The following is a 21,733-nucleotide window of genomic DNA, read 5'->3' on the forward strand; positions in this document are numbered from 1 at the left end:
AGCTTGCACCGTTCTCCTAAAAAACGCCGTCCTCAAGCAGCGGCTCTGTCGTTTGCGGTGGCGGAGTCGGCGTTGCCGACGGCCCCTTGCCGCCTTTCATTGGACCAACCTCGATGATGGTTGGCTGAGCCTTGTACGTATCGCGCGACAAGCGGTCACGGGAGATAACCTTGCCGTCACGCGTAAACGTACGGTATGTTTCTACAACATAACCTTGTTTTCCTGATTCCACAGTAACCTTTTGGCCTGGCGATAGGCGAGAATTTGTTTTCTCCTGAATGGCAGGGGCAATCGTTTTGAGCGTTACCGATTCGATATCGTATTTTTCGTTTTCTTTCATCGTACCGAACAGCTTGATCGTCAGTTTGCGATCATCTACTGAGGTGCGAATGATGAGATATTTGCCCGTTGTGTTTTTGAAACGAAAGTTAATCGCACCACCTGCATAAGTAGCATCTTGGCCAATTGGCAAATAAGCAACAGGCAAAGAGTGATTGCGTCGTTCAACAATTTCTAGCCCTGCTCGAAGAATAGCGTTATAAAGTGTACTTGAGACTTGGCAAATACCACCGCCGATACCTGGAACAAGCTTGCCGTTCAAAATAACGGGCGCCTCGCGATACTCATATAATTCCTCTGCTCTCGTAATGAGCTTGTCATAATCAAATATTTCATCTGGCGCAAGCACCCAATCATTGAGCGTTTTTGCCGTTACAGTCACGTTATGGGCACGTCCTTCTGCGCTCGTCCTGAAATCAGTGGAAAATGATATAATTTTTCGTTCAATGCCTTCATCCTTCAATTTCTCAAGCGTCACTTCCGGATGAATGACGGTAATTGGCAGCTCAGCTTCAAAAGCCTTCACAACAGGTGCTCCGATATTCTCCCTTTTTATGATAACCCAATCATTTACCTGATCGGTAAGCTTTCCAGTATCCAAGCGAAAAGCATCGACATGCGGTTCGTAGATGACTTGGTCGGTATCTGTGATCCTTCGGACAGCATTTTTGGTAGCACTCTTTTCAATCCAGCTCCACTGCTTGCGAAGTGCGGCATCAAAGGCGTCTGAATTCCAAGCTTGCGAGAGCTCATATTGTTTGGGGAACTGATAGCGGTAAACGGCACGATCCCATATTTCGCCTTCGTCCAGCTTCAATAATGCCTCGCGAATGGTTTTGAATTCTGCTTTATACCCAAGCTCGTTTACGGTCCACTGCTTGCTGTCGCCAGCATTAGCAGCGGCATGGATGGTAATGGTACGCTGCTGCAGCGAGCTCTCATATTCCTCAAGCAGCTTAAGTGCTTCTGTCACTTGCATGCCGCCAACAGCGATGCCGCCGGCATCAACCCCATCAGGAACTGTTTTTTGCTGTGCATAATTCCAAATAAAGCCCCAACCTACTGCTGCAATAAGAAGCAGCGATGCTGCGATGATAATGCCAATGTGGATACGTTTTATGATACGAATCACTCCTTTCTGCGTGTCAAGCAAAAACGCCTTCGGCGACCTCAGGGCGCTGAAGCGGTTTTGACGGAGAAATATAAGCCCTTTATAAGCTAACAAACTTATAAATGCTTATATGTTAAAAAAGCAGTCTTATATGTATATGCTGCTTACTCTGCAATTTTGTCTAATGCGTATTAAGAGGTTGATTCGACAATTGCTTCGATTATGAGATTTGTGAAAAATGAGGAAAGCGAGCTCCTTATGAAGGAATTCAGCACAAACTGTCGAAATAGTAGTACTGACTATAAACAGGATGTGATAATGTGATTGAGATGCAAGACATATGGAAAACGTACACCGACGGAACGCATGCGTTAAAAGGCGTCTCTGTTCGTATAGATCGCAACGAGTTTGTTTATCTAGTAGGACCATCTGGTGCAGGTAAGTCAACATTTATGAAGTTGATCTATCGTGAGGAAGTACCGACAAAAGGACAGATTTCTGTTAATGGATTTAATATAGGAAAGTTGAAGCCGCGAAAAATCCCATTTGTTCGACGAAATATTGGCGTTATTTTTCAGGACTTTAGACTATTACCCAAATTAACCGTATTTGAAAACGTTGCATTTGCCATGGAGGTTATAGAAGCCCCAACCCGCGTCATTAAGAGGCGAACGATGGAAGTGCTTGAGCTCGTAGGACTGAAGCATAAGCATGCAAGCCTGCCGGCACAGTTGTCGGGCGGTGAGCAGCAGCGTGTATCGATTGCACGAGCGATTGTAAATAACCCATCTGTTATCGTAGCGGACGAGCCCACAGGCAACTTGGACCCGGAAACGTCGCTGGGCATTATGAACTTGCTAGAGGAAATCAACTTCCGCGGTGCAACCATCGTTATGGCTACCCACAATAAAGATATCGTTAACTCCATACGCAAGCGCGTCATTGCAATCGAGAACGGCAATATCGTACGTGACGAGGCTAGAGGGGAGTACGGCTATGAAGCTTAGAACTATACTCCGTCATCTGCGAGAAGGCGCCAAAAACATCATTAGAAATGGCTGGATGTCGTTTGCTTCAGTAAGCTCGATATTTATATCCTTGTTCATTCTTGGCGTGTTTTTATTGCTCGCACTCAACGTCAATTCCATGGCGGCACAGATCGAGAGTCAAGTGCAAATTCGTGTGTTCCTACAGCTAAATGTAGACAAAGCGAAGATAACAGAGCTTCAGAACAAAATCGGCAATTTAACAGAGGTAAAGCAAGTAACATTTGTGTCTAAAGCAGAGGGACTAGAGCTGCTTCGTAAAAACCTTGGTGATGAAAACAAGGATTTGCTGGATGGTTATGAGAAGGAAAAAAATCCGCTGCCGGATTCATTTACGGTAGAGGTTTATGAGCCGCAATCGATCGAGGATGCAGCAAAACAGATCGATGCGATCAATAAAGCAGATGAACTTATACCGATTGCCAAAATCAAATATGGACAAGGCACGGTCGAGACTCTTTTCAAAATTACGAATGCTTTGCGTTACATAGGTATCGTCGTTGTTGTAGGTCTATCCGTAACAGCAATGTTCCTGATCTCGAACACGATCAAAATGACCATTATCGCAAGACGCAGAGAAATTGGCATTATGAAGCTGGTTGGCGCGACGAATTCATTTATTCGCTGGCCGTTTTTCATTGAAGGTGCACTAATTGGAATTATTAGCTCGGTTATAACAACAGTAGCTGTGCTCGTAGGTTATTCACAGCTTGTGAAATTTACGCAAATGGAATTATCGCTAATGATGATTAAGCTTGTCACGGTAGAGGAGTCAGGAATGCTGACTGCCACGCTGCTCATCGTACTCGGAACATTAATCGGCATTTGGGGCAGCACGATCTCGATACGAAAGTATTTGAAAGTGTAGGAGGATGCGAAAGTGAAGAAGAGGAAATGGCTGTTATTCACAGTTACGATAATGCTTGCGGTGTTTGTCATGCAACCAACAGGAGGAGAAGCTGCTTCTCTTAGCGAAATAAAGAAACAAATAGCTGCCGCTAAGGCGGAAATGAAGGAAGCAGAGAAACGCGCAGCTAAAGCTGAGCGCCAGGCCGCTAATGCTCATAATCAGGCTAAGACAGCAGAGAATGAGAAGGTAAATATTCTTGGTCAGAAATCAGAAGCGGAAGCTTCTATTGCTAATTTGATGGCAGAGATTGATAATGTCGTCATCAACAAAACAAAAATGCAAGCGCAAAGCGATGCCAAGGAAGAGGAATTGCTGCAGACTGGTCTTGAGCTGGAGCAGGCTGAAGAGCGTGTAGTGACACGCGATGAGCTGCTGCAATCTCGCATGCGTCTTATGTATACGAACGGTTTTGTATCTTACATGGACGTACTTCTGAGCGCGACTAGCTTTACAGACTTTATTGATCGATTCGATGCCCTTCAATCCATTCTGTCGCAGGATCGAGATATTCTGGCGGAGCAAAGAGAAGAGAAGGAGCTTGTTGCTCTGAAGAAAGTAGAAGTAGAGAAGCAATTTGCTGAAGTGAAAAAGCTTTATGAGAAGCTGGAGCAGTATGAAGCTCATCTTGTGAAGAAAGAGCAAGAGAAGGAAGTTATGATAGCGAGCTTCAATAGCAATATCAAGCAACTGGACAATAAGCTTGTACAAATCGACTCCACGCTAGAGGAGCTCGAGGGCATCAGCAAGGAGCAAGAGGAGCTGCTTATGGCGCTTGCTGCGAAAGTATCGAAGTTGAATGCAGAGAAAAACAAAATATCGAATCCGTATACGGGCGGTAAGCTGGGTATGCCGATAAGGGATAACTATCGCGTAAGCTCAAGCTTTGGCACACGGGTTCATCCGATTACAGGTAAAACGCACACCCATACAGGAACGGATTTTGCAGCACCGCAGGGAACAGATATTTTCGCAGCGGAAGACGGTGTTGTACTCGTAGCCCAAAAGTGGAGCACATACGGAAATTGTGTCATTATTGACCATGGTAATGGCTTGTGGACGCTTTACGGACATATTCGTAATGGTGGAATCAAAGTTGAAAAAGGTGAAACCGTCAAGAAAGGCCAGAAAATTGCTGAGGTTGGCAGTACAGGCAATTCAACGGGACCGCATTTACATTTCGAAGTGCGTAAAAACCAAACTCCTGTTAATCCAGGCGGATATTTAAAATAGGCAATCTTTCATAAAATACATCAAGAGGCAGCCCCTGTGGCTGCCTTGTTTAAAATCAAACATAAAATAAATGATAAAGTGATCATTTTTACCGAATAATGCAAATAATTGTAAGCGGCTTGTCATATACTAGTGTGGTCTTAAATCTAAGACCGTGTAAGATGAGAAGGTGGTGTAGACAGGTGCATTTCAAAGGACGGACAGTATTCGCGTTCGTTATGCTAACGATGATTGCATCCGTACTCGTTACGCTAACGATCGCGGACCAAATGATTAAACCGGACAAGCCAGCAGCGCCTGCTCTTTCAGCAGCGGCAGCTGATGACGGTGATCGCTTCAGGCTTAAAAAAGAAGAGCTGACGAAGCTTAATGCGGTGCTGGAATTAATTGAAACAAAATATTATCAGAAGGTCGATCGCATGGAGCTGCTTGATGGTGCTGTAAGCGGAATGATGTCGTCGCTGGATGATCCCTATTCCGTTTACATGGAGAAGGACGTAGCTAAGCACTTTTCGGAATCGATCGAAGGCTCGTTTACAGGTATCGGAGCAGAGGTTACGCTTGAAAATGGACGGGTTGTCGTCGTTTCTCCGATTAAAGGCTCGCCGGCAGAGCGTTCTGGCCTATTAGCGAAGGATATTTTGCTATCGGTTAACGGTGCTAAGCTCGATGGACTGAATTTGCAGGATGCGGTAGCGAAGATTCGTGGTCCAAAAGGAACCAAAGCGAAAATTCAAGTACAGCGTGTCGGCTTTTCTGATCCGATCCAGCTCGTGCTCATTCGCGACGATATCGATGTGGAAACGGTATATGGAAGCTTGCAGCCGGATGGTACAGGCGTCATTGAAATCAGACAATTTTCACTGCATACAGCAGAGCGGTTTAAGCAGGAGCTCGCGAAGCTGGAGGAGCAAGGGATGAAGGGGCTTGTTCTTGATGTGCGTAACAATCCTGGGGGCGTCCTTCCTGTTGTTGTAGAGATATCCCAAACCTTCCTAGCCAAAGGTACGACTGTCGTACAGGTAGAGGACCGTGAAGGAAACCGGGAAAAAACGCTGTCGAAGGGACAAGGAAAAACGTACCCTATAGCGGTTCTTATGAATAAGGGGAGCGCAAGCGCGTCGGAAATATTGGCAGGAGCTTTGCAGGAAAGCGCTGGAGCGAAGCTCGTTGGCGAAACTTCCTTTGGCAAAGGAACTGTGCAAGTAAGCTACAACAAAGCGCTTGGCGACGGAAGCCTGCTCAAGATGACCATAGCCAAATGGTTAACGCCTAAGGGCAATTGGATTCACGAAAATGGCATAAAACCCGATCTTACGGTGCAGCCGCCGGATTTGTATACCGTTGCAAGACTTACCCTTTCCGAGACGTTAAAGCAGGATATGCTGGGCGAACAAGTACGGAGCGTTCAAATTATGCTGCATGGTCTTGGATACCAACCAAAGCGTGAGGATGGTTACTTCGGAGCGGAGACGGCAGAAGCCGTTAAGAAATTCCAATCCGAGCATAGCTTGCCGGCCACGGGACAGGTCGATAAGCAAACGGGTGAAACGCTTGAGAAGGAAGTCATTAAATGGATTCAGGATAAAAAGAATGATAAGCAGCTGCTTGAAGCAATTAAGGCTGTAGGCAGGAAATAATACGCGCATGTCGAATGAATAAGAGGTTGACTCTGTTTAACAGGGTCGGCCTTTTATTTTTTTATGATTATAAGGATATGGGGAACGAGCGAAGGAGTGTTAGCTTTGGAAACGGCGATCGAGTTATTGGAAATGCTCGGGCAAGCGGCTGTCCAATTAGTTGCACAGCCATTTTATTATATTGCGGTGTTATTCATCATTTTACAGTATACAAGGCAAATACGGGTGGAGAGGCAGATGTTTGCAGTAAAGCTGCATCATTGGCCAAGCTTGGTTTTTAAGGCGATGTTAACGGGTCTTTTGATTGGTGTAGCGGTTTCCATTGCAGGAGCATTCGTTGGCGTATCGTTGACAGGAGAAGCTGTTCTTTGGCTTTGGGCAGTTGCGGCTATCTTAATGCTGATTCGAATTAGATACTTATGTTTTGCGTACAGTGCAGGAGTCATTACTCTACTTCAGTGGCTGTTCGGGTGGACAACGCTTACGGAGCGGACGGATTGGCTCGGGTCATTGGCTGTCTCCCTTGCAGGAATTGATGCTGTTGGTTTGCTTGTGCTCGTTGCGCTGCTTCATCTTGCAGAAGCCGTTCTTGTTCGCTGGCAAGGTGATCGATTATCGACGCCATTATTTCTTGAGGGTAAACGTGGAAAGCTCGTTGGCGGCTATATGCTGCAGGGCTTTTGGCCAGTTCCGCTGCTTATGCTGGTACCGACAGGGGCGAGCGGATCATCTATGACGGCATTGCCGTGGACACCATTATTTGGAGCAGATTGGTCGCAAGGCTGGTCGTTCGTAGCATTGCCTATGATTATCGGATTTACGGAAATGACACGTTCATTATTGCCGAGTGAAAAAGCGAAGCATGCCTCGAAAGGGCTGCTGCTGTACAGTATATGCTTAGCTGGCGCTGCAATTCTGGCTTGGTGGCAGCCTATGCTGCTGCCGCTTGCTGCACTGGTTTCACTGCTGCTGCATGAGGCCATTATATGGAGAAGCCGGGCGAGAGAAGCAGCTTTATCGCCATTATATGTGCATGACTCACGCGGGCTGCGAATATTGGGAATCGTGCCTGGCACTCCAGCGGCATTAATGGGGCTTTTGACAGGTGAGATTTTGCATAAGGTTAATGGTGTGCGTGTGCGGACAAAAGAAGACCTTTATGAAGCACTTGTTCAAAACTCCGCATTTTGCAAGCTGGAAGTATTAAATCTTGAAGGTGAATTAAAATTTGTGCAACGGGCGCGATTTGCTGGTGAGCACCATCAGCTCGGGGTCATTCTAGCTCCCGATGAACAAGCCAACTATTATGCATCGGCTGGGCCAGCGTCGTTGCTGCAGCTGCTGCGCAGCTATCATGCTTCTAATCGGCGCGATGCGCAGGCGGAGAGAATGGACAGCTAGTTATAGCTCGAAATAAAAAGGCTCGAAATAACAAAAAGGTGAATCAGGATATTCCTGATTCACCTTTTTTGCATCGTTTTAGTCACTTAGCGTCTTGTTCTTCTTTTGACCACAATTGTCGAAACACCAACAACGATCATAGCTAGACCTAGCAGTTGCATAAGCAGGTAGCTGTTCTCGCCTGTTTTAGGCAATACAGGAACGTCTGGTGTTGTGATTCCGCCGCGAGGCGGTTCCTCTACATCGATTTCGAAGAAGATTTCTTCTTCATTGCCATCTTTATCTTTAACGATGATAGAGAATGTATCTTTTCCTTTAAATCCAGGGTCAGGAGTGTAAACCCATTTGCCATCTGGTGTAATGACAACTTTACCATGATCAGGCTTTACGCCTCCAACAGGCACGCTGCCATCAGGGACTTCTACTTCACCTTCAACTGGTTTGTCTACTTCCGTAACTTCCTTTTCTGTAGAAGTAGTCGGAGCAGGCGTCGCAACTGGTGTTGTCGTCGGCTTCGGCGTTGTCGTTGGTTTTGGTGTAGGTGTCGGAACTATCGTTGGCGTCGGTGTTGGCACAATTACTTTGTTATTTTTAACTGTGACCGAATTTCCAGATGTAGAGTTGATAGTGACACTTACTTCGCCGCTGCCGATTATGCTGTAACCAGCAGGCGCTGAGATTTCCTTCAATACATAGCTGCCAAGAGGAAGTCCAGTGAAGGATACTTTGCCATTTGCAGCCGTCGTTTGTTTGCCATAGCTCACATTAGAGGTGCTGTACAATTCAAATGTAGCGCCAGCAAGAACGATTGTTGTATTCGCACTGTCTACTTTGGTTACTTCCAGTCTGCCAAGAGGATCTCTTGTATTTTTGATCTCTTTAGATACAGATGGCGCATTAATCGTTACGTTTACTTCACCGTTGCCAATCATGCTGTATCCTGATGGAGCTGAGATTTCCTTCAGCACATAGCTGCCGTAAGGAAGATCTGTGAATGATATTTTACCGTTAGAAGATGTTGTTTGTTTGCCTAAGCTTACATTAGCGCTGTTGAATAGCTCAAACGTAGCCCCAGCAAGAACGACCGTAGTATTATCGTAATCTACTTTAGTGACTTCCAAGGTTCCGAGCAGCTTAGCATTTTTCACTTCTTTGCTTACAGTAGAGGCATTAATCACAACGCTTAATTCACCGCTGCCGATGATGCCATAATTGACAGGTGCTGAGATTTCTTTCAGCACGTAACTGCCATAAGGAAGACCAGTGAAAGATAGATTGCCAGTTGAATCAGTTGTTTTTTTGCCTAGGCTGACATTGGCGCTGTTGAATAGCTCAAATGTAGCTCCAGCAAGAACAATGGCAGTATTATCATTGTCTACTTTCGTTAACTCCAAGGTTCCTAGCAGCTGAATATTTTTAACTTCTTTTGATACAGTAGACGCATTAATCGTAACATTTACTTCACCGTTGCCGATGATGCTGTAGCCATAAGGTGCCGAGATTTCCTTCAGCACGTAGCTGCCGTAAGGAAGAGCCGTGAATACTGCTTTTCCGTTTGCAGCCGTTGTTTGTTTGCCCATGCTTACATTCGCGCTATTGAAAAGCTCGAACGTAGCTCCGGCAAGAACGATTGACGTATGATCATTGTCTACCTTGGTTACTTCAAGGCTGCCTTCTAGCTTTTCATTTTTCACTTTTTCAGATACTACAGCTGCATTAATGGTCACATTCACTTCGCCGCTGCCCATTATTTTGTAGTCTGCAGGTGCTGAAACTTCTTTTAGTACATAAGTGCCGTAAGAAAGGCCAGTAAAAGATACTTTGCCGCTAGTGTCTGTCGTCTTTTGACCCAAGCTTACATTGGCACTGTTGAACAGCTCGAATGTTGCTCCCGTAAGAACGATTGCAGGATTTGCGCTGTCTACTTTAGTGACTTCCAAAGTACCAAATAGCTTTGTATTTCCCACTTGTTTCGTAACAACAGAAGCATTAATCGTAACATTCACTTCACCGTTTCCGATGATGCTATAGCCGGCAGGTGCTGAAACTTCTTTCAGTACATAGCTGCCATATGGATGGCCAGTGAAAGTTGCTTTGCCGTTTGCGGCTGTTGTTTGCGTACCTTGGCTTACATTAGCGCTATTGAAAAGCTCGAACGTCGCTCCAGCAAGAACAGTTGCTGCATTAGCGGAGTCAACTTTGGTTACTTCCAAGCTGCCTAAAAGCTTCGCGTTTTTGATTTCCTTCACGACAGGAACGGTCGTTGAATTGATCGTTACCTCGTAGATGCCTGTACCATCAATTGCGTAGCCAGCTGGTGCACTTTTCTCTTTCAAAGTGTATTTACCGTAACGCAAGCCGTTATATTCAAGCTCGCCATTAGCGTTTTTAGATGGTGCGATTACACCGCCGGTCGAATTGCGAGTTAGTTCAAAAACAGCGCCGGACAGCTTGAGCGTTGGATCAACTTTGTCAACTTTGACTACCTTTAAATCGCCTTTATAGATACTGCCAGTGCCTTCTCCGCCGGATAATGCTATTTTCACCTCTGTCGCATTGTCAACGGGCTTGGAAATACCTCCAGCACCAGTGAAAGTAATCGTATTTGAAATGGTTTCTTTGTCTTTAGCATCAATAATGGATTGGTATTCAAGAATATAAGGTTTGGATATTTCATTGTTGAAGCTGAGCTCAAATGTCTCATCGCTTGAAATAGCTGGATCCGTATTTTCCTTGAAAGTTAGTTTATAGCCATGAACCGGATCTGTAGGGCTAATAGCCGAACCGGTTTTGGTTACATTGCCGTTGCTATTTACGCTTGTAAGATAGAGCTTAAATGATTCTTTGACAAGCGTTTGTTTTTTGCTAGGCACATCATAAATTTTTGCTTCGTCAACAGTGGACTGACCGCGGTTAATATAAATCGTCCAATTGACGGAGTCATCGTTTTGCTGACCTTCTTTGAATACATATTCACCGGCTTTTGGTATCGTCACGGAAGCAGTAAGATCCTTCGTTGTATAACCAGTACCGCTTAAATAAGCATGATTGTTAATTGTTTTTTCCGTTGCTCCAAGCACTTTTCCATCCACATCCGTTTTGAATGTGATGAGGTAAGGCTCAGTAATTGGATTAGTAAATGCAATCTGCCATTGGTTATTGTTGGCGGTCGTTGGAAGTACAACGCTGTAATTGCCTAAGGGAGCAACCAGTGCACCAGGGGTCGTAGAGCCATTGCTGTTCACAGTCAGCTTGCGTACTTCAATCGATCCAGCCACGAGCTGCTGTACCGATTCCAGCGTATCTGTTACGACGGCATTGGCAATTGTTTTGCTATTGTAGTTAATGCCGATGTTCCATGTAATTTTTTTGTCTGTGGCATTATAGCTGCCATTCTTGAAGCCGTTGTCCTGTGTACTCTTGTTAGGCGTAAAAGTTGAAGTTTCGGATTGATTTTTCTCTGATCCAATAGCAGTCTCTTTCCAGATCAGTTTGCCCGTATTTTTGAAAGAGAAATTTGTATTAGCGAAATAGGCTCCATCCGTATAGTCATACTTTGTTGTATATGTGATAGTGTAGGTAGCATCGCCATCTGGAAAATTGATTTTGAAGCCGTTTGTAGTGTCAGTTGCACCGGCTGGATCATACGTGATGGTATAAAGCGGACTATTCACGACAATACCATTTTGCTTGACGACCAAGGTGCCAGGTACAAGCTTTAAGCCGCCGCTGACGAAAGTATCTTCAAATTTCAGACCAAACAAATTATATTTGTCTCTATTGATTTCAACATTCCAGTCTATCGTTCTATCTTTGTAGTTAGCATTACTATTTGTTTTATGCAAAAAATGCTGCTTAACATCTACGGTGACCGTATTGGATTCTTTACTATCCGAATAAACCGTATTTTTAATTGCTTTATCGTCATACAAATTGCCAACTGGCTTGGTTTGGTATGTTATTTTATAAGCGCCAGTGATTGGGTTATTAAAGGACAGCTTGAAACCGTTCTTGGTGTTTAGATTTTTTGGATGGCTGCTTACATCATAGTCCAGAGTATAGTCAGTCGACGGTATTTCAGTTCCTGGCGTGCCAGCAACCGGATCGGCCACAGGGAATACTTTAATGGAACCTGGTACAAGCTCATGGCCTTTATCGAACAAATCAGTCAAAACAGCGCTTGCTATCGTATCTTCGCCAAAATTGTATTTAATGGTCCAATCGATGGCTTGAGCCGTTTCATTATAAGTGCCTGACTTCTCAAGCAGCTTGCCGCGGCTGTTCGTTATCGTGTCTGAAGCAGAAACATCGGTAATATTGCTGCCCTTTAATGTGGCTGTATTTTTGAAATTTGCTTTTGTGATGTCGGTAACAGCTGTATCAAATACAATGCGATAAACCGAATTTATATTTCCTAAGTCTAGCTGCAATTTATTATCAGGTGAAACGGGTGCAGTCACTTGATAGTCAGCAGGCGCATTTTGTAGTATTGGATTAGACAGGACACCATCGGTGTCTGAAGTCATTTTGTAAACCTTGAGCGAGCCCGGCGTAAAAGTTAGACCAGCAGGAATCGTATCCGTGACAACGGCTCCGTTAACTTTTTTGAGATCCTTGTTCACATCAACTGTCCAAGTAATGTTCTCAGCATTAAAACTCTTATCCGGTGTTCCCTTTTTGCTAATTGGAGATGTTACACCTTTAGGTGCAATCGGAATGGTGATGGTATCGCCGATATTAAATTTTATAGGTACTTCCGTTTGGTTGCCGACGCTTACTTTTGTGAAAAAACTCCAGAAACTGAGCGTTCCAGAAGCAGGTGCCCCCCCTTTGATATACTCATTAAACGTGACGGTAACCGTTCGCCCTTCTAACTTATAGGTTCCGACGCTAGGTTCACCATTTGGAGCACTCAGGGCTTTCTCGGTAATATTCCCGCTATACATGACTAGTTCCGCAGGCAGATCAAATATGAACTGATCACTTTCTGTGTACTTATGGTTTTCGGGAAGCTCCCACTCGTAGTTTAATGAGAGAATATCTTTGTCGAGGTTGACACGGATTTCTGGATTGACATAATAAACAGAATTATAAACTGAAGCGATAACTGAATTAGGTGTAGCCGTGTTAGTCAAAGTCATTTTAGTAATAATATTATCATTAATAGCAGCTGCCTCTACCGGCTTCAAAATACCGGCAAAGTTTACGTATTGAAAAATTAGCAAAAAAGCGATCATGAGTGCGGTTGTCTTTTTTCTCATTTCTTGGTATCCTCCATCTTAAAATGCTCGAGTATTCATTTATTTCTAGTTATTTGGAGCTAGCAGCAAAACATCATTCCTTTCTTTATTAAAATGAGCTTCATGTAGTGATCGGCCTGCTGTTAGTTGGGAGAGTTATGTATATAAGGGTGCTTTGCGAGAAAAGCGCCGACCTGACAGAGAGGTAGGAGTACTTGATGGCATTTTTTGTTAAAAATGCATGGTAACCGTACACGATTTCGGCATATTACGATCTATTCCAACATAGTTCTTATTCTATAGAACAGTACTATACAATTTCTGAACAAGTTAGGTCTTTTTACTCATATATAGTTACAAAAGCATGAATGATTTTGAGAAAAAAGCCGATATGAAAATAGATAAACGAAAATTTCTAATTGTAAATAAATTTGGATGATTGTGAATGTGATAGGAGTGTAGAAAAATGAGGGTTCTTGTAATCGATGATGAAAGACTGGCTCTCGTTCAATTGGAGCGGGTGCTCCGCCAATCGATGGAAATAACGAGCATTGATGTGTTTCAAAATCCAAAACAAGCAGTGGAGCAGGCGAGTGAGCTGCAGCCTGATGTTGTTTTTCTAGATATCCATATGCCTGAATTATCTGGCATTCAAGCAGCTGAGCTTATTCAAGAAATATGTCCTCAAGCAGATATTGTTTTTGTCACGGCGCATGATGAATATGCGATAAAGGCATTTGAGCTGAATGCAGTTGATTATCTGTTAAAACCGCTTCAGAAATCGCGCGTTGAGATAACAATCGAACGTTTATTAAAGCGCAGGAGCACAAAACCGTTGTCGAAAGAAATCGAGAAGCAGGAGCAGACCGTTTATTGTTTTAAAACGCTGCGTTTTCAATCCTCCCATGGACAGCCTCCAGAGCTGCCGAAATGGCGAACGGCTAAAGCCCAGGAGCTTTTTTGTTATCTGCTGCATCACCGCGGGCAAATTGCACACAAGTCGATACTGCTCGATTTATTTTTTCCAGAGATGGATATGAAGCGAGCGATGACACAGCTGTACACGGCTATCTATCAAATTAGGCAATGCCTTCAGAAAATGAACATGAACATAGCGATTCATAATTCCAGTATTCAAGAAGGTTATATTCTCGATATGGGACAAGTCGTTCTAGATTTGGAGCGGTGGGAGCAAGGAATGGTTAAGCTTAGCGGTTCGATTTCTGAGGATCAGGATCAGGCTTTGCGGCTGCTAGGTGAATATGAGGGCGACTATTTACAGGATTACGGATATCTATGGGCGGAGTATGAGCGAGAGCGTTTGCGTCAGTTATGGCTGAGTTTGGCGAGGATGTTAGCTGCTTATTATTTGGAGCGCGGCGATCGAACAAGCGATGCATTGCAATTGTATGAAAGAATACAAACGATGGACCCTTACCAGGAGGAGGAGGGGCTGATCGTGATGAAGCTTTATGATGAGCTGGGCTGTTACGATAAGGTGACTTTCCACTATGAGCGCCTTCTTCAAACGATAGAAAATGATCTGGGACTTACCGTTCCTTTGCAGGTGACGGAGTGGTACAAGCAATGGCAGGAGAAGAAAAACGGCAAGGAAATGCTTTTATGAAAGAGGAACAACGGCATAAATGAGAATACATCAGCGCAGGCGAACAACTGACTATGCTGTACGTATTCTTTTTTTGTTTTCCGACGTTGCGCGACTTTAAGGATAACGTTATAATAGATGGGAACAAACATTCTTATTTTGAAATATCAAATGAAATGAAATGACTATATTTGACTATAATGATAAGAGCATATATTTCGGAATGATGGGGGTGGATGATAGGCGTGAGTGAGCTCGCAAAAGAAACAAGGCTGTTTGAGTTAAAATCGGATTATACGCCGCAAGGCGATCAACCAAAGGCAATCGAACAGCTTATAGAAGGTATTCATGCAGGTAAGAGACATCAGACGCTTCTGGGAGCAACGGGTACAGGCAAGACGTACACAATCGCGAACATGATCGAGGAGCTAAACCGACCAACGCTTGTAATTGCCCATAATAAGACGCTGGCCGCACAGCTGTGCAGTGAGTTCAAAACTTTTTTCCCTGACAATGCAGTAGAGTATTTTGTGAGCTACTATGATTATTATCAGCCGGAAGCATACATCCCTTCAACCGATACGTTTATTGAGAAGGACTCCAGCATAAACGATGAGATCGATAAGCTTCGACATTCAGCGACGAGCTCTTTGTTTGAACGCCGTGATGTGATCATCGTAGCGAGCGTTTCCTGTATTTACGGTCTCGGATCTCCGACGGAATACGGCGGCCTCGTGCTTTCGCTCCGTGTAGGGATGGAGAAGTCGCGGGATGCGATTCTGCATAAGCTGGTCGATATTCAATATCAGCGCAACGATATCAGCTTTACACGCGGAACGTTCCGTGTTCGCGGCGACATTGTTGAGATCTTCCCAGTCGCCAATAATGAGCGGGCTATTCGTGTAGAGCTCTTTGGTGATGAGATTGAGCGCATTTCAGAAATTGATGTGCTCACCGGCGAAATCATTGGCGAACGCGATCATATTGCCATTTTCCCTGCTTCTCACTTCGTTACTCAAGAAGAGACGATGAAGGTAGCGCTCGTCAATATTGAGAGGGAGCTGGAGGAACGACTCGCCGAGCTCCGCGAAGCAGGCAAGCTGCTCGAAGCACAGCGGCTGGAGCAGCGGACGCGCTATGACTTGGAAATGATGGCGGAGATGGGCTTTTGCTCAGGCATTGAGAACTATTCGGGGCCGCTCACTTTTAGAGAGCGCGGGGCAACGCCTTATACGCTGCTTGATTATTTCCCTGATGATATGGTTATTGTTATTGATGAGTCCCATGTGTCGCTGCCACAGATTCGAGCGATGTATAATGGTGACCGGGCGCGTAAAGAGATGCTCGTAAATCATGGCTTCCGCCTTCCGTCAGCGATGGATAACAGGCCGCTGCGCTTCGAGGAGTTCGAGGCGAAGGCCAAGCAGCTCGTTTATGTATCCGCAACGCCAGGTCCATACGAGATTGAGCATACCGACAAAATGATCGAACAAATTATTCGTCCTACTGGTCTGATTGATCCGATTATTGATGTCCGCCCAACGAAGGGACAAATCGATGACTTGCTGAACGAGATTCGGGATCGCATTGCGAAGGACGAACGGGTTCTTGTTACAACGCTGACGAAGAAGATGTCAGAGGATTTAACTGATTATATGAAGGAGATAGGCATTAAGGTAAGATATCTCCATTCCGATATTAAGACGTTGGAGCGATTGGCCATATTGCGTGACCTTAGGCTCGGCGTTTTCCACGTGCTCATTGGAATCAACCTGCTTCGAGAGGGCCTTGATTTGCCTGAGGTATCGCTCGTTACAATTCTCGATGCGGACAAAGAAGGTTTCCTTCGGTCGGATCGTGCGCTTATTCAAACGATCGGACGTGCGGCGAGAAACAGTGAAGGGCGCGTCATCATGTACGGTGATAAGATTACCGATTCTATGGATCGCGCGATCAAAGAAACAGAGCGCCGCCGTACCATTCAGCTGGCATACAACGAGAAACACGGCGTTACACCGCAAACGATAAAGAAAAAGGTTCACGATGTAATTGAAGCGACGAAGGTAGCCGAGCAGAAAGCCGACTACTTAACCGGTGCCGGCGTGGACAAAATGACCAAGAAAGACCGTCTGGCGCTTGTTCAAAGGCTGGAAGCGGAAATGAAAGACGCAGCAAAAAACTTGCAGTTCGAACGTGCAGCAGAACTGCGGGATGCGCTGCTTGAACTGCGTGCCGAGATGGGCTAAGAAGTAGGAGGAGAAACGATTGGCTAGCGATAAAATAGTTGTGAAGGGCGCTCGCGCCCATAATCTAAAAAACATTGACGTCACGATTCCGCGCGACAAATTTGTGGTACTGACGGGGTTAAGCGGATCTGGTAAATCTTCCCTTGCATTCGATACCATCTATGCAGAGGGACAGCGTCGTTACGTTGAATCATTATCCGCTTATGCACGCCAATTTCTTGGGCAAATGGAAAAGCCGGATGTTGATTCTATTGATGGGCTATCACCAGCTATATCTATTGATCAGAAGACAACAAGCCGCAATCCGCGTTCTACGGTCGGAACAGTTACTGAAATTTATGATTATTTGCGGCTCTTATTTGCCCGTATCGGCAAGCCGCATTGTCCAGAGCATGGGATCGAAATAACGTCGCAGACCGTTGAGCAAATGGTTGACCGGATTATGGAATACCCGGAGAAGACGAAGCTGCAAATTTTGGCTCCGCTTATTTCAGGCCGCAAAGGGGAGCATACCAAGCTGCTCGCTGACATTCAGAAGCAAGGTTTTGTACGTGTACGCGTGAATGGCGAATTGCGAGAGCTCAGTGAGAAGATTGAGTTGGAAAAAAATAAAAAGCACAGCATCGAAGTGGTTGTCGATCGTATCGTTGTGAAATCAGATATTCAAACGAGGCTTGCGGATTCAATCGAAACTGCGCTGAAAATATCTGAGGGCCGCGTGCTCGTTGATATCATCGATCAGGAGGAGCTTCTATTCAGCTCAAATCTGGCTTGTCCAGAATGCGGTTTTAGTATCGATGAGCTGGAGCCGCGCATGTTCTCGTTCAATAGTCCTTACGGGGCATGCCCGGATTGTGATGGTTTAGGCATGAAAATGATCGTTGATCCAGATTTGCTCGTACCTGATATGAGCAAGTCGATTGCGGATGCTGCTTTCCTTGCTTGGGCGGGCAGTACGTCAAATTATTATCCGCAGTTTCTAAGTGCGGTTTGCGTGCATTATGGCATACCGCAGGATGTGCCGGTATCCGAGCTTGAGCCGGAGCAGATGAAGAAGATATTATATGGAACAGGCGGAGAGCGTGTTCGTTTCCTATATGAGAACGATTTTGGTCATCGCAAAGAGGCTTATGTTCCATTCGAAGGCATCGTTCATAACCTTGAGCGGCGTTATAGAGACACCGCATCGGATATGATGCGCGAGCATATTGAGAACTATATGAGTGCTAAGCCATGTGCAGGCTGTAAGGGACAACGTCTTCGCAAGGAAACATTAGCGGTTACGATCAACGCGCAGCACATTTCCCAAGTCACCTCCTTATCTATTGGAGATGCACAGCGGTATTTTGATTCGCTAAAACTGTCTCAGAAGGAAATAGCAATCGCAAACTTGATCTTGAAAGAGATCAACAGCCGACTAGGTTTCCTTGTGAATGTAGGATTAGAGTATTTGTCATTAAGCCGTGCAGCGGGTACACTGTCGGGCGGAGAAGCACAGCGTATTCGATTGGCAACGCAAATCGGCTCAAGCCTTATGGGCGTCCTTTATATATTGGACGAGCCAAGCATTGGGCTGCACCAAAGAGATAATGATCGCTTGATTGAGACGCTTGAGCATATGCGCAACCTTGGAAATACGCTTATCGTCGTTGAGCATGACGAGGATACGATGCTGGCAGCCGATTATATTATCGACATCGGGCCTGGAGCGGGTATACACGGAGGCATGGTCATTGCAGAAGGTACGCCAGAGGAAGTGATGGCGAATGAAAACTCATTGACGGGTCAATATTTGAGTGGACGCAAGTTTATTGAAGTGCCTTCCGAGCGCCGCAAGACGAGCGACAAATGGTTAGAGGTTCGTGGCGCAAAGGAGAACAATTTAAGAAACGTAAATGTGAAGATTCCACTTGGTGTATTCTCAGCGGTAACCGGTGTTTCGGGTTCTGGGAAGTCGACCTTCGTTAATGAAATTTTGTACAAAACGTTAGCGCGTGATTTGAACAAAGCGAAGACGCGTCCTGGACAGTACAAGGAAATGCGAGGCATCGAGCATTTGGAGAAGGTCATCGATATTGACCAATCGCCAATCGGCCGAACGCCAAGATCTAATCCAGCTACGTATACCGGGGTGTTTGATGATATCCGTGATTTGTATGCGAGTACGACGGAATCGAAAGTACGCGGCTACAAGAAGGGAAGATTCAGCTTTAATGTGAAGGGCGGACGCTGTGAAGCCTGTCGCGGAGATGGAATCATTAAGATTGAGATGCACTTCCTTCCTGATGTCTATGTGCCTTGTGAGATTTGCAAAGGTAAACGATATAATCGGGAGACGCTGGAAGTGAAATACAAAGGTAAAAATATTGCGGAAGTGCTGGAAATGACCATTGAGGATGGCTGCTCATTCTTTGAGAACATTCCTCGTATTCATCGGAAAGTCCAGACGCTGCTTGATGTAGGTCTTGGTTATATGAAGCTGGGTCAACCAGCTACCACATTATCAGGTGGTGAAGCGCAGCGCGTTAAGCTGGCTGCTGAGCTTTATCGTCGTTCCACGGGCAAGACGCTTTACATTTTGGATGAACCAACAACGGGCTTGCACGTGCATGACATCGACAGATTGTTGACCGTTCTTCACCGCTTGGTTGATTCGGGTGAATCCGTACTCGTTATTGAGCATAACTTGGACGTCATTAAGACGGCGGATTATTTGATAGATCTAGGTCCAGAAGGCGGCAATGGCGGCGGTATGATTGTGGCAACAGGCACGCCGGAACAGGTTATCAAAGTTGAGCAATCGTATACGGGCAAATATTTAAAACCAATTCTTGAGCGTGATCGCGAACGTACAACAGCGCGTCATAAAGAGAATCTAAAGGTTGCTGCGGCAGCCGAATAATGAAGTGAAAAGAGGGAGCAAGCTGAGTATTTACTCAGTTTGCTCCCTCTTTTTTTTGCATATTTTCAACCTAAATAAAATGAAACAACGATTAAGAATAAATGAAAGTGATGAAGCTCAAAAAAACGTGTGAACAGATAAAAAGTAAAATATGTTCCAAAATACAAAGATCTAATTCTTATGAGCCTCCCGTTTTTTTTCTAAAATGAAGCATATAAACAAAGTTTGAAGGAGGAGCTTCATGAGACAGAAAAAAACGTTAGTCCAGCTCAGTATGGGAGCAAGGGAGCAAATTGCAGGCTATTTATTCGTTGCTCCTTTAATGATCGGACTCGTTGTACTTACATTGATTCCTGTGTTAGGGTCATTGCTGCTTAGCTTTACGAGTTGGAATTTTGTTGCGGGAATTGATGCAATAAAATTTGTAGGTTTTGATAATTTTGAACGACTGTTTAATGACTCTGTTTTTATGAAAAGTTTAGTAAACAATCTCATCTTCATTATTACGGTGCCCATTACGATCGTACTGGCATTGGTGCTGTCGATCATTATTGATAAGCATGTGTACTTGAAGGATATGTTTAAAGTGGTTTACTTTTTACCGTACATTTCTAGTGTTGTTGCTGTAGCTATGGTATGGCAGGTGCTCTTCCATCCTTCGTATGGACCGGTAAACAATTTCTTAATTTCGATCGGATTCGAGAATCCACCGAAGTGGCTGGCCGATATCGACTATGCGATGCCATCGTTGATGATGATTCAAATTTGGATTCTGCTCGGCTATAACATTATTATTTTCATAGCTGGCTTGCAGGGCATACCGAAAGATCTTTATGAAGCAGCTGACATTGACGGCGCGAATACATGGACTAAATTCCGTAAAATTACGGTGCCTTGCATATCGCCAACTACGTTCTTCCTGCTCGTAACTGGTATTATTGGTACTTTCAAAATTTTCGATTTGATTCAAGTGTTAACACAGGGCGGTCCTGCTAACTCAACGACCGTTATCGTATATGAATTATATGACACGGCATTCAATCAATTGAAAACAGGCTACGCATCGAGTATGGCTCTCGTACTTTTTGTCATTTGCCTAGCTATAACGGGCTTGCAGATGCTCGCACAAAAAAAATGGGTGAACTATTAATTCAGGAAGGAGGAATTGGCAATGAAAAATGTGAATGTGTCCAAAATCGTATGGACAATTATTATGGCCGCCTTCGGCATGATGTCGCTGCTCCCATTCTTGTGGATGCTGACCACCTCATTCAAACCGGAAGCAGATGTATTCAACTTTCCAATTGAATGGATTCCAACGAAGTGGCATCTGATCGAAAATTACAAACAAGTGTGGACAGGAGGGTTTCTCCGGTATTACACGAACTCCATATACATTACTTTAACGACAACCGTGATCAATGTATTCGTATGTGCACTGGCAGCGTTCGGCTTCTCTAAACTGCGTTTCCGAGGCAGAGACACGATGTTCCTTCTTGTTCTTGCCTTATATATGGTGCCGCCACAAGCGTCGTTGGTACCGCAATTTTTATTGTTCAACTGGTTGAATCTCATCGATACGCATATTGGTCTTATTCTTATTAACAGCTTTAGTATTATTGGAGCGTTTATGCTCAGACAATTTTTTATGGGCGTAAATAATGAATATATGGAATCAGCGCGCATGGATGGTGCAGGCCATTTCCGTTCCTTTTTTCAAATTGCGCTGCCGCTCATTCGTCCGGGTCTAGCGACCTACGCGATTCTGCGATTTATATGGACATGGAATGATTACCAGTATCCGCTTATCTTTTTGAAGTCGAAGGATCTATTTACGATTCAGCTGGGCATTAGGCTTTTTGGAGACCAATATGGTGATATTTATTCCCTTATGATGGCTGGCGCTGTATCAGCGATCGTTCCTTTGCTCATTATTTTTGCGATTGGTCAAAAACAGGTTATCGAAGGCATTTCTCTTGGTGGTGTAAAAGGGTAACAAAGTCAAAATAGTTTCTCTTCAGTAAAATATGGGAACTTCGAATCAGAAATGAACGTGGTAGGA

12 protein-coding genes are annotated in these 21,733 nt (G+C 44.7%); 10 read left to right on the forward strand and 2 right to left on the reverse strand.

What is annotated here, in order from left to right; all coding sequences use genetic code 11:
- Positions 1-16 precede the first annotated feature (16 nt).
- Positions 17-1,471 (reverse strand): VanW family protein, encoded by a 1,455-nt coding sequence (locus AC1DM9_RS19850; RefSeq protein WP_477581768.1) that lies wholly within the window; start codon positions 1,469-1,471, stop codon positions 17-19.
- Between the two features lie 299 nt (positions 1,472-1,770).
- On the opposite strand from AC1DM9_RS19850, the gene ftsE reads away from it, so the two are divergent.
- From ftsE to AC1DM9_RS19875, 5 genes are all read left to right on the forward strand, one after another.
- On the forward strand, positions 1,771-2,457 hold the full coding sequence (ftsE, locus tag AC1DM9_RS19855; protein WP_076266167.1) for a cell division ATP-binding protein FtsE: 687 nt from the start codon (positions 1,771-1,773) through the stop codon (positions 2,455-2,457).
- Positions 2,447-3,364, forward strand: a complete 918-nt coding sequence (ftsX, locus tag AC1DM9_RS19860) for a permease-like cell division protein FtsX (protein WP_477581770.1) — start codon at positions 2,447-2,449, stop codon at positions 3,362-3,364. Before ftsE ends, ftsX begins: the two co-directional genes overlap by 11 nt.
- A 12-nt stretch (positions 3,365-3,376) precedes the next feature.
- On the forward strand, positions 3,377-4,636 hold the full coding sequence (locus AC1DM9_RS19865; protein ID WP_477581772.1) for a murein hydrolase activator EnvC family protein: 1,260 nt from the start codon (positions 3,377-3,379) through the stop codon (positions 4,634-4,636).
- A 182-nt stretch (positions 4,637-4,818) separates the two neighbouring features.
- Complete coding sequence (locus AC1DM9_RS19870; protein ID WP_477581774.1) at positions 4,819-6,276, forward strand: S41 family peptidase; 1,458 nt, start codon at positions 4,819-4,821, stop codon at positions 6,274-6,276.
- Positions 6,277-6,381: 105 nt separating this feature from the next.
- Complete coding sequence (locus tag AC1DM9_RS19875) at positions 6,382-7,677, forward strand: PDZ domain-containing protein (protein WP_441874802.1); 1,296 nt, start codon at positions 6,382-6,384, stop codon at positions 7,675-7,677.
- 86 nt (positions 7,678-7,763) lie between these two features.
- On the opposite strand, the gene AC1DM9_RS19880 is transcribed toward AC1DM9_RS19875, so the two are convergent.
- The gene (locus AC1DM9_RS19880) at positions 7,764-12,938 is read right to left on the reverse strand and encodes a SpaA isopeptide-forming pilin-related protein (RefSeq protein WP_477581777.1); all 5,175 of its coding nucleotides are present in this window, start codon (positions 12,936-12,938) and stop codon (positions 7,764-7,766) included.
- Between the two features lie 445 nt (positions 12,939-13,383).
- Between AC1DM9_RS19880 and AC1DM9_RS19885 the strand changes: the two genes are divergently transcribed.
- The 5 genes from AC1DM9_RS19885 to AC1DM9_RS19905 all read left to right on the forward strand — a co-directional run bounded on the left by AC1DM9_RS19885 (position 13,384) and on the right by AC1DM9_RS19905 (position 21,667).
- Positions 13,384-14,544: a response regulator gene (locus tag AC1DM9_RS19885; protein ID WP_477581779.1), complete on the forward strand. Its 1,161-nt coding sequence runs from the start codon at positions 13,384-13,386 to the stop codon at positions 14,542-14,544.
- A gap of 224 nt (positions 14,545-14,768) precedes the next feature.
- On the forward strand, positions 14,769-16,769 hold the full coding sequence (gene uvrB, locus AC1DM9_RS19890) for an excinuclease ABC subunit UvrB (RefSeq protein WP_430057018.1): 2,001 nt from the start codon (positions 14,769-14,771) through the stop codon (positions 16,767-16,769).
- A gap of 19 nt (positions 16,770-16,788) precedes the next feature.
- On the forward strand, positions 16,789-19,671 hold the full coding sequence (uvrA, locus tag AC1DM9_RS19895) for an excinuclease ABC subunit UvrA (protein ID WP_477581782.1): 2,883 nt from the start codon (positions 16,789-16,791) through the stop codon (positions 19,669-19,671).
- 241 nt (positions 19,672-19,912) lie between these two features.
- A complete protein-coding gene (locus AC1DM9_RS19900; RefSeq protein WP_076266160.1) occupies positions 19,913-20,821 on the forward strand; it encodes a carbohydrate ABC transporter permease in 909 nt (302 codons plus the stop codon).
- Between the two features lie 21 nt (positions 20,822-20,842).
- Positions 20,843-21,667, forward strand: a complete 825-nt coding sequence (locus AC1DM9_RS19905; protein ID WP_339205323.1) for a carbohydrate ABC transporter permease — start codon at positions 20,843-20,845, stop codon at positions 21,665-21,667.
- The last annotated feature ends 66 nt before the right edge of the window (positions 21,668-21,733 follow it).

It is taken from the genome of Paenibacillus sp. 01T431 (genome assembly GCF_056398625.1).

Coding starts and splice junctions, on each gene's coding strand:
- AC1DM9_RS19905 (WP_339205323.1), top strand. CDS start 20,843: ATGAAAAATGTGAATGTGTCCAAAATCGTATGGACAATTATTATGGCC.
- AC1DM9_RS19885 (WP_477581779.1), top strand. CDS start 13,384: ATGAGGGTTCTTGTAATCGATGATGAAAGACTGGCTCTCGTTCAATTG.
- ftsX (WP_477581770.1), top strand. CDS start 2,447: ATGAAGCTTAGAACTATACTCCGTCATCTGCGAGAAGGCGCCAAAAAC.
- AC1DM9_RS19900 (WP_076266160.1), top strand. CDS start 19,913: ATGAGACAGAAAAAAACGTTAGTCCAGCTCAGTATGGGAGCAAGGGAG.
- AC1DM9_RS19880 (WP_477581777.1), bottom strand. CDS start 12,938: ATGAGAAAAAAGACAACCGCACTCATGATCGCTTTTTTGCTAATTTTT.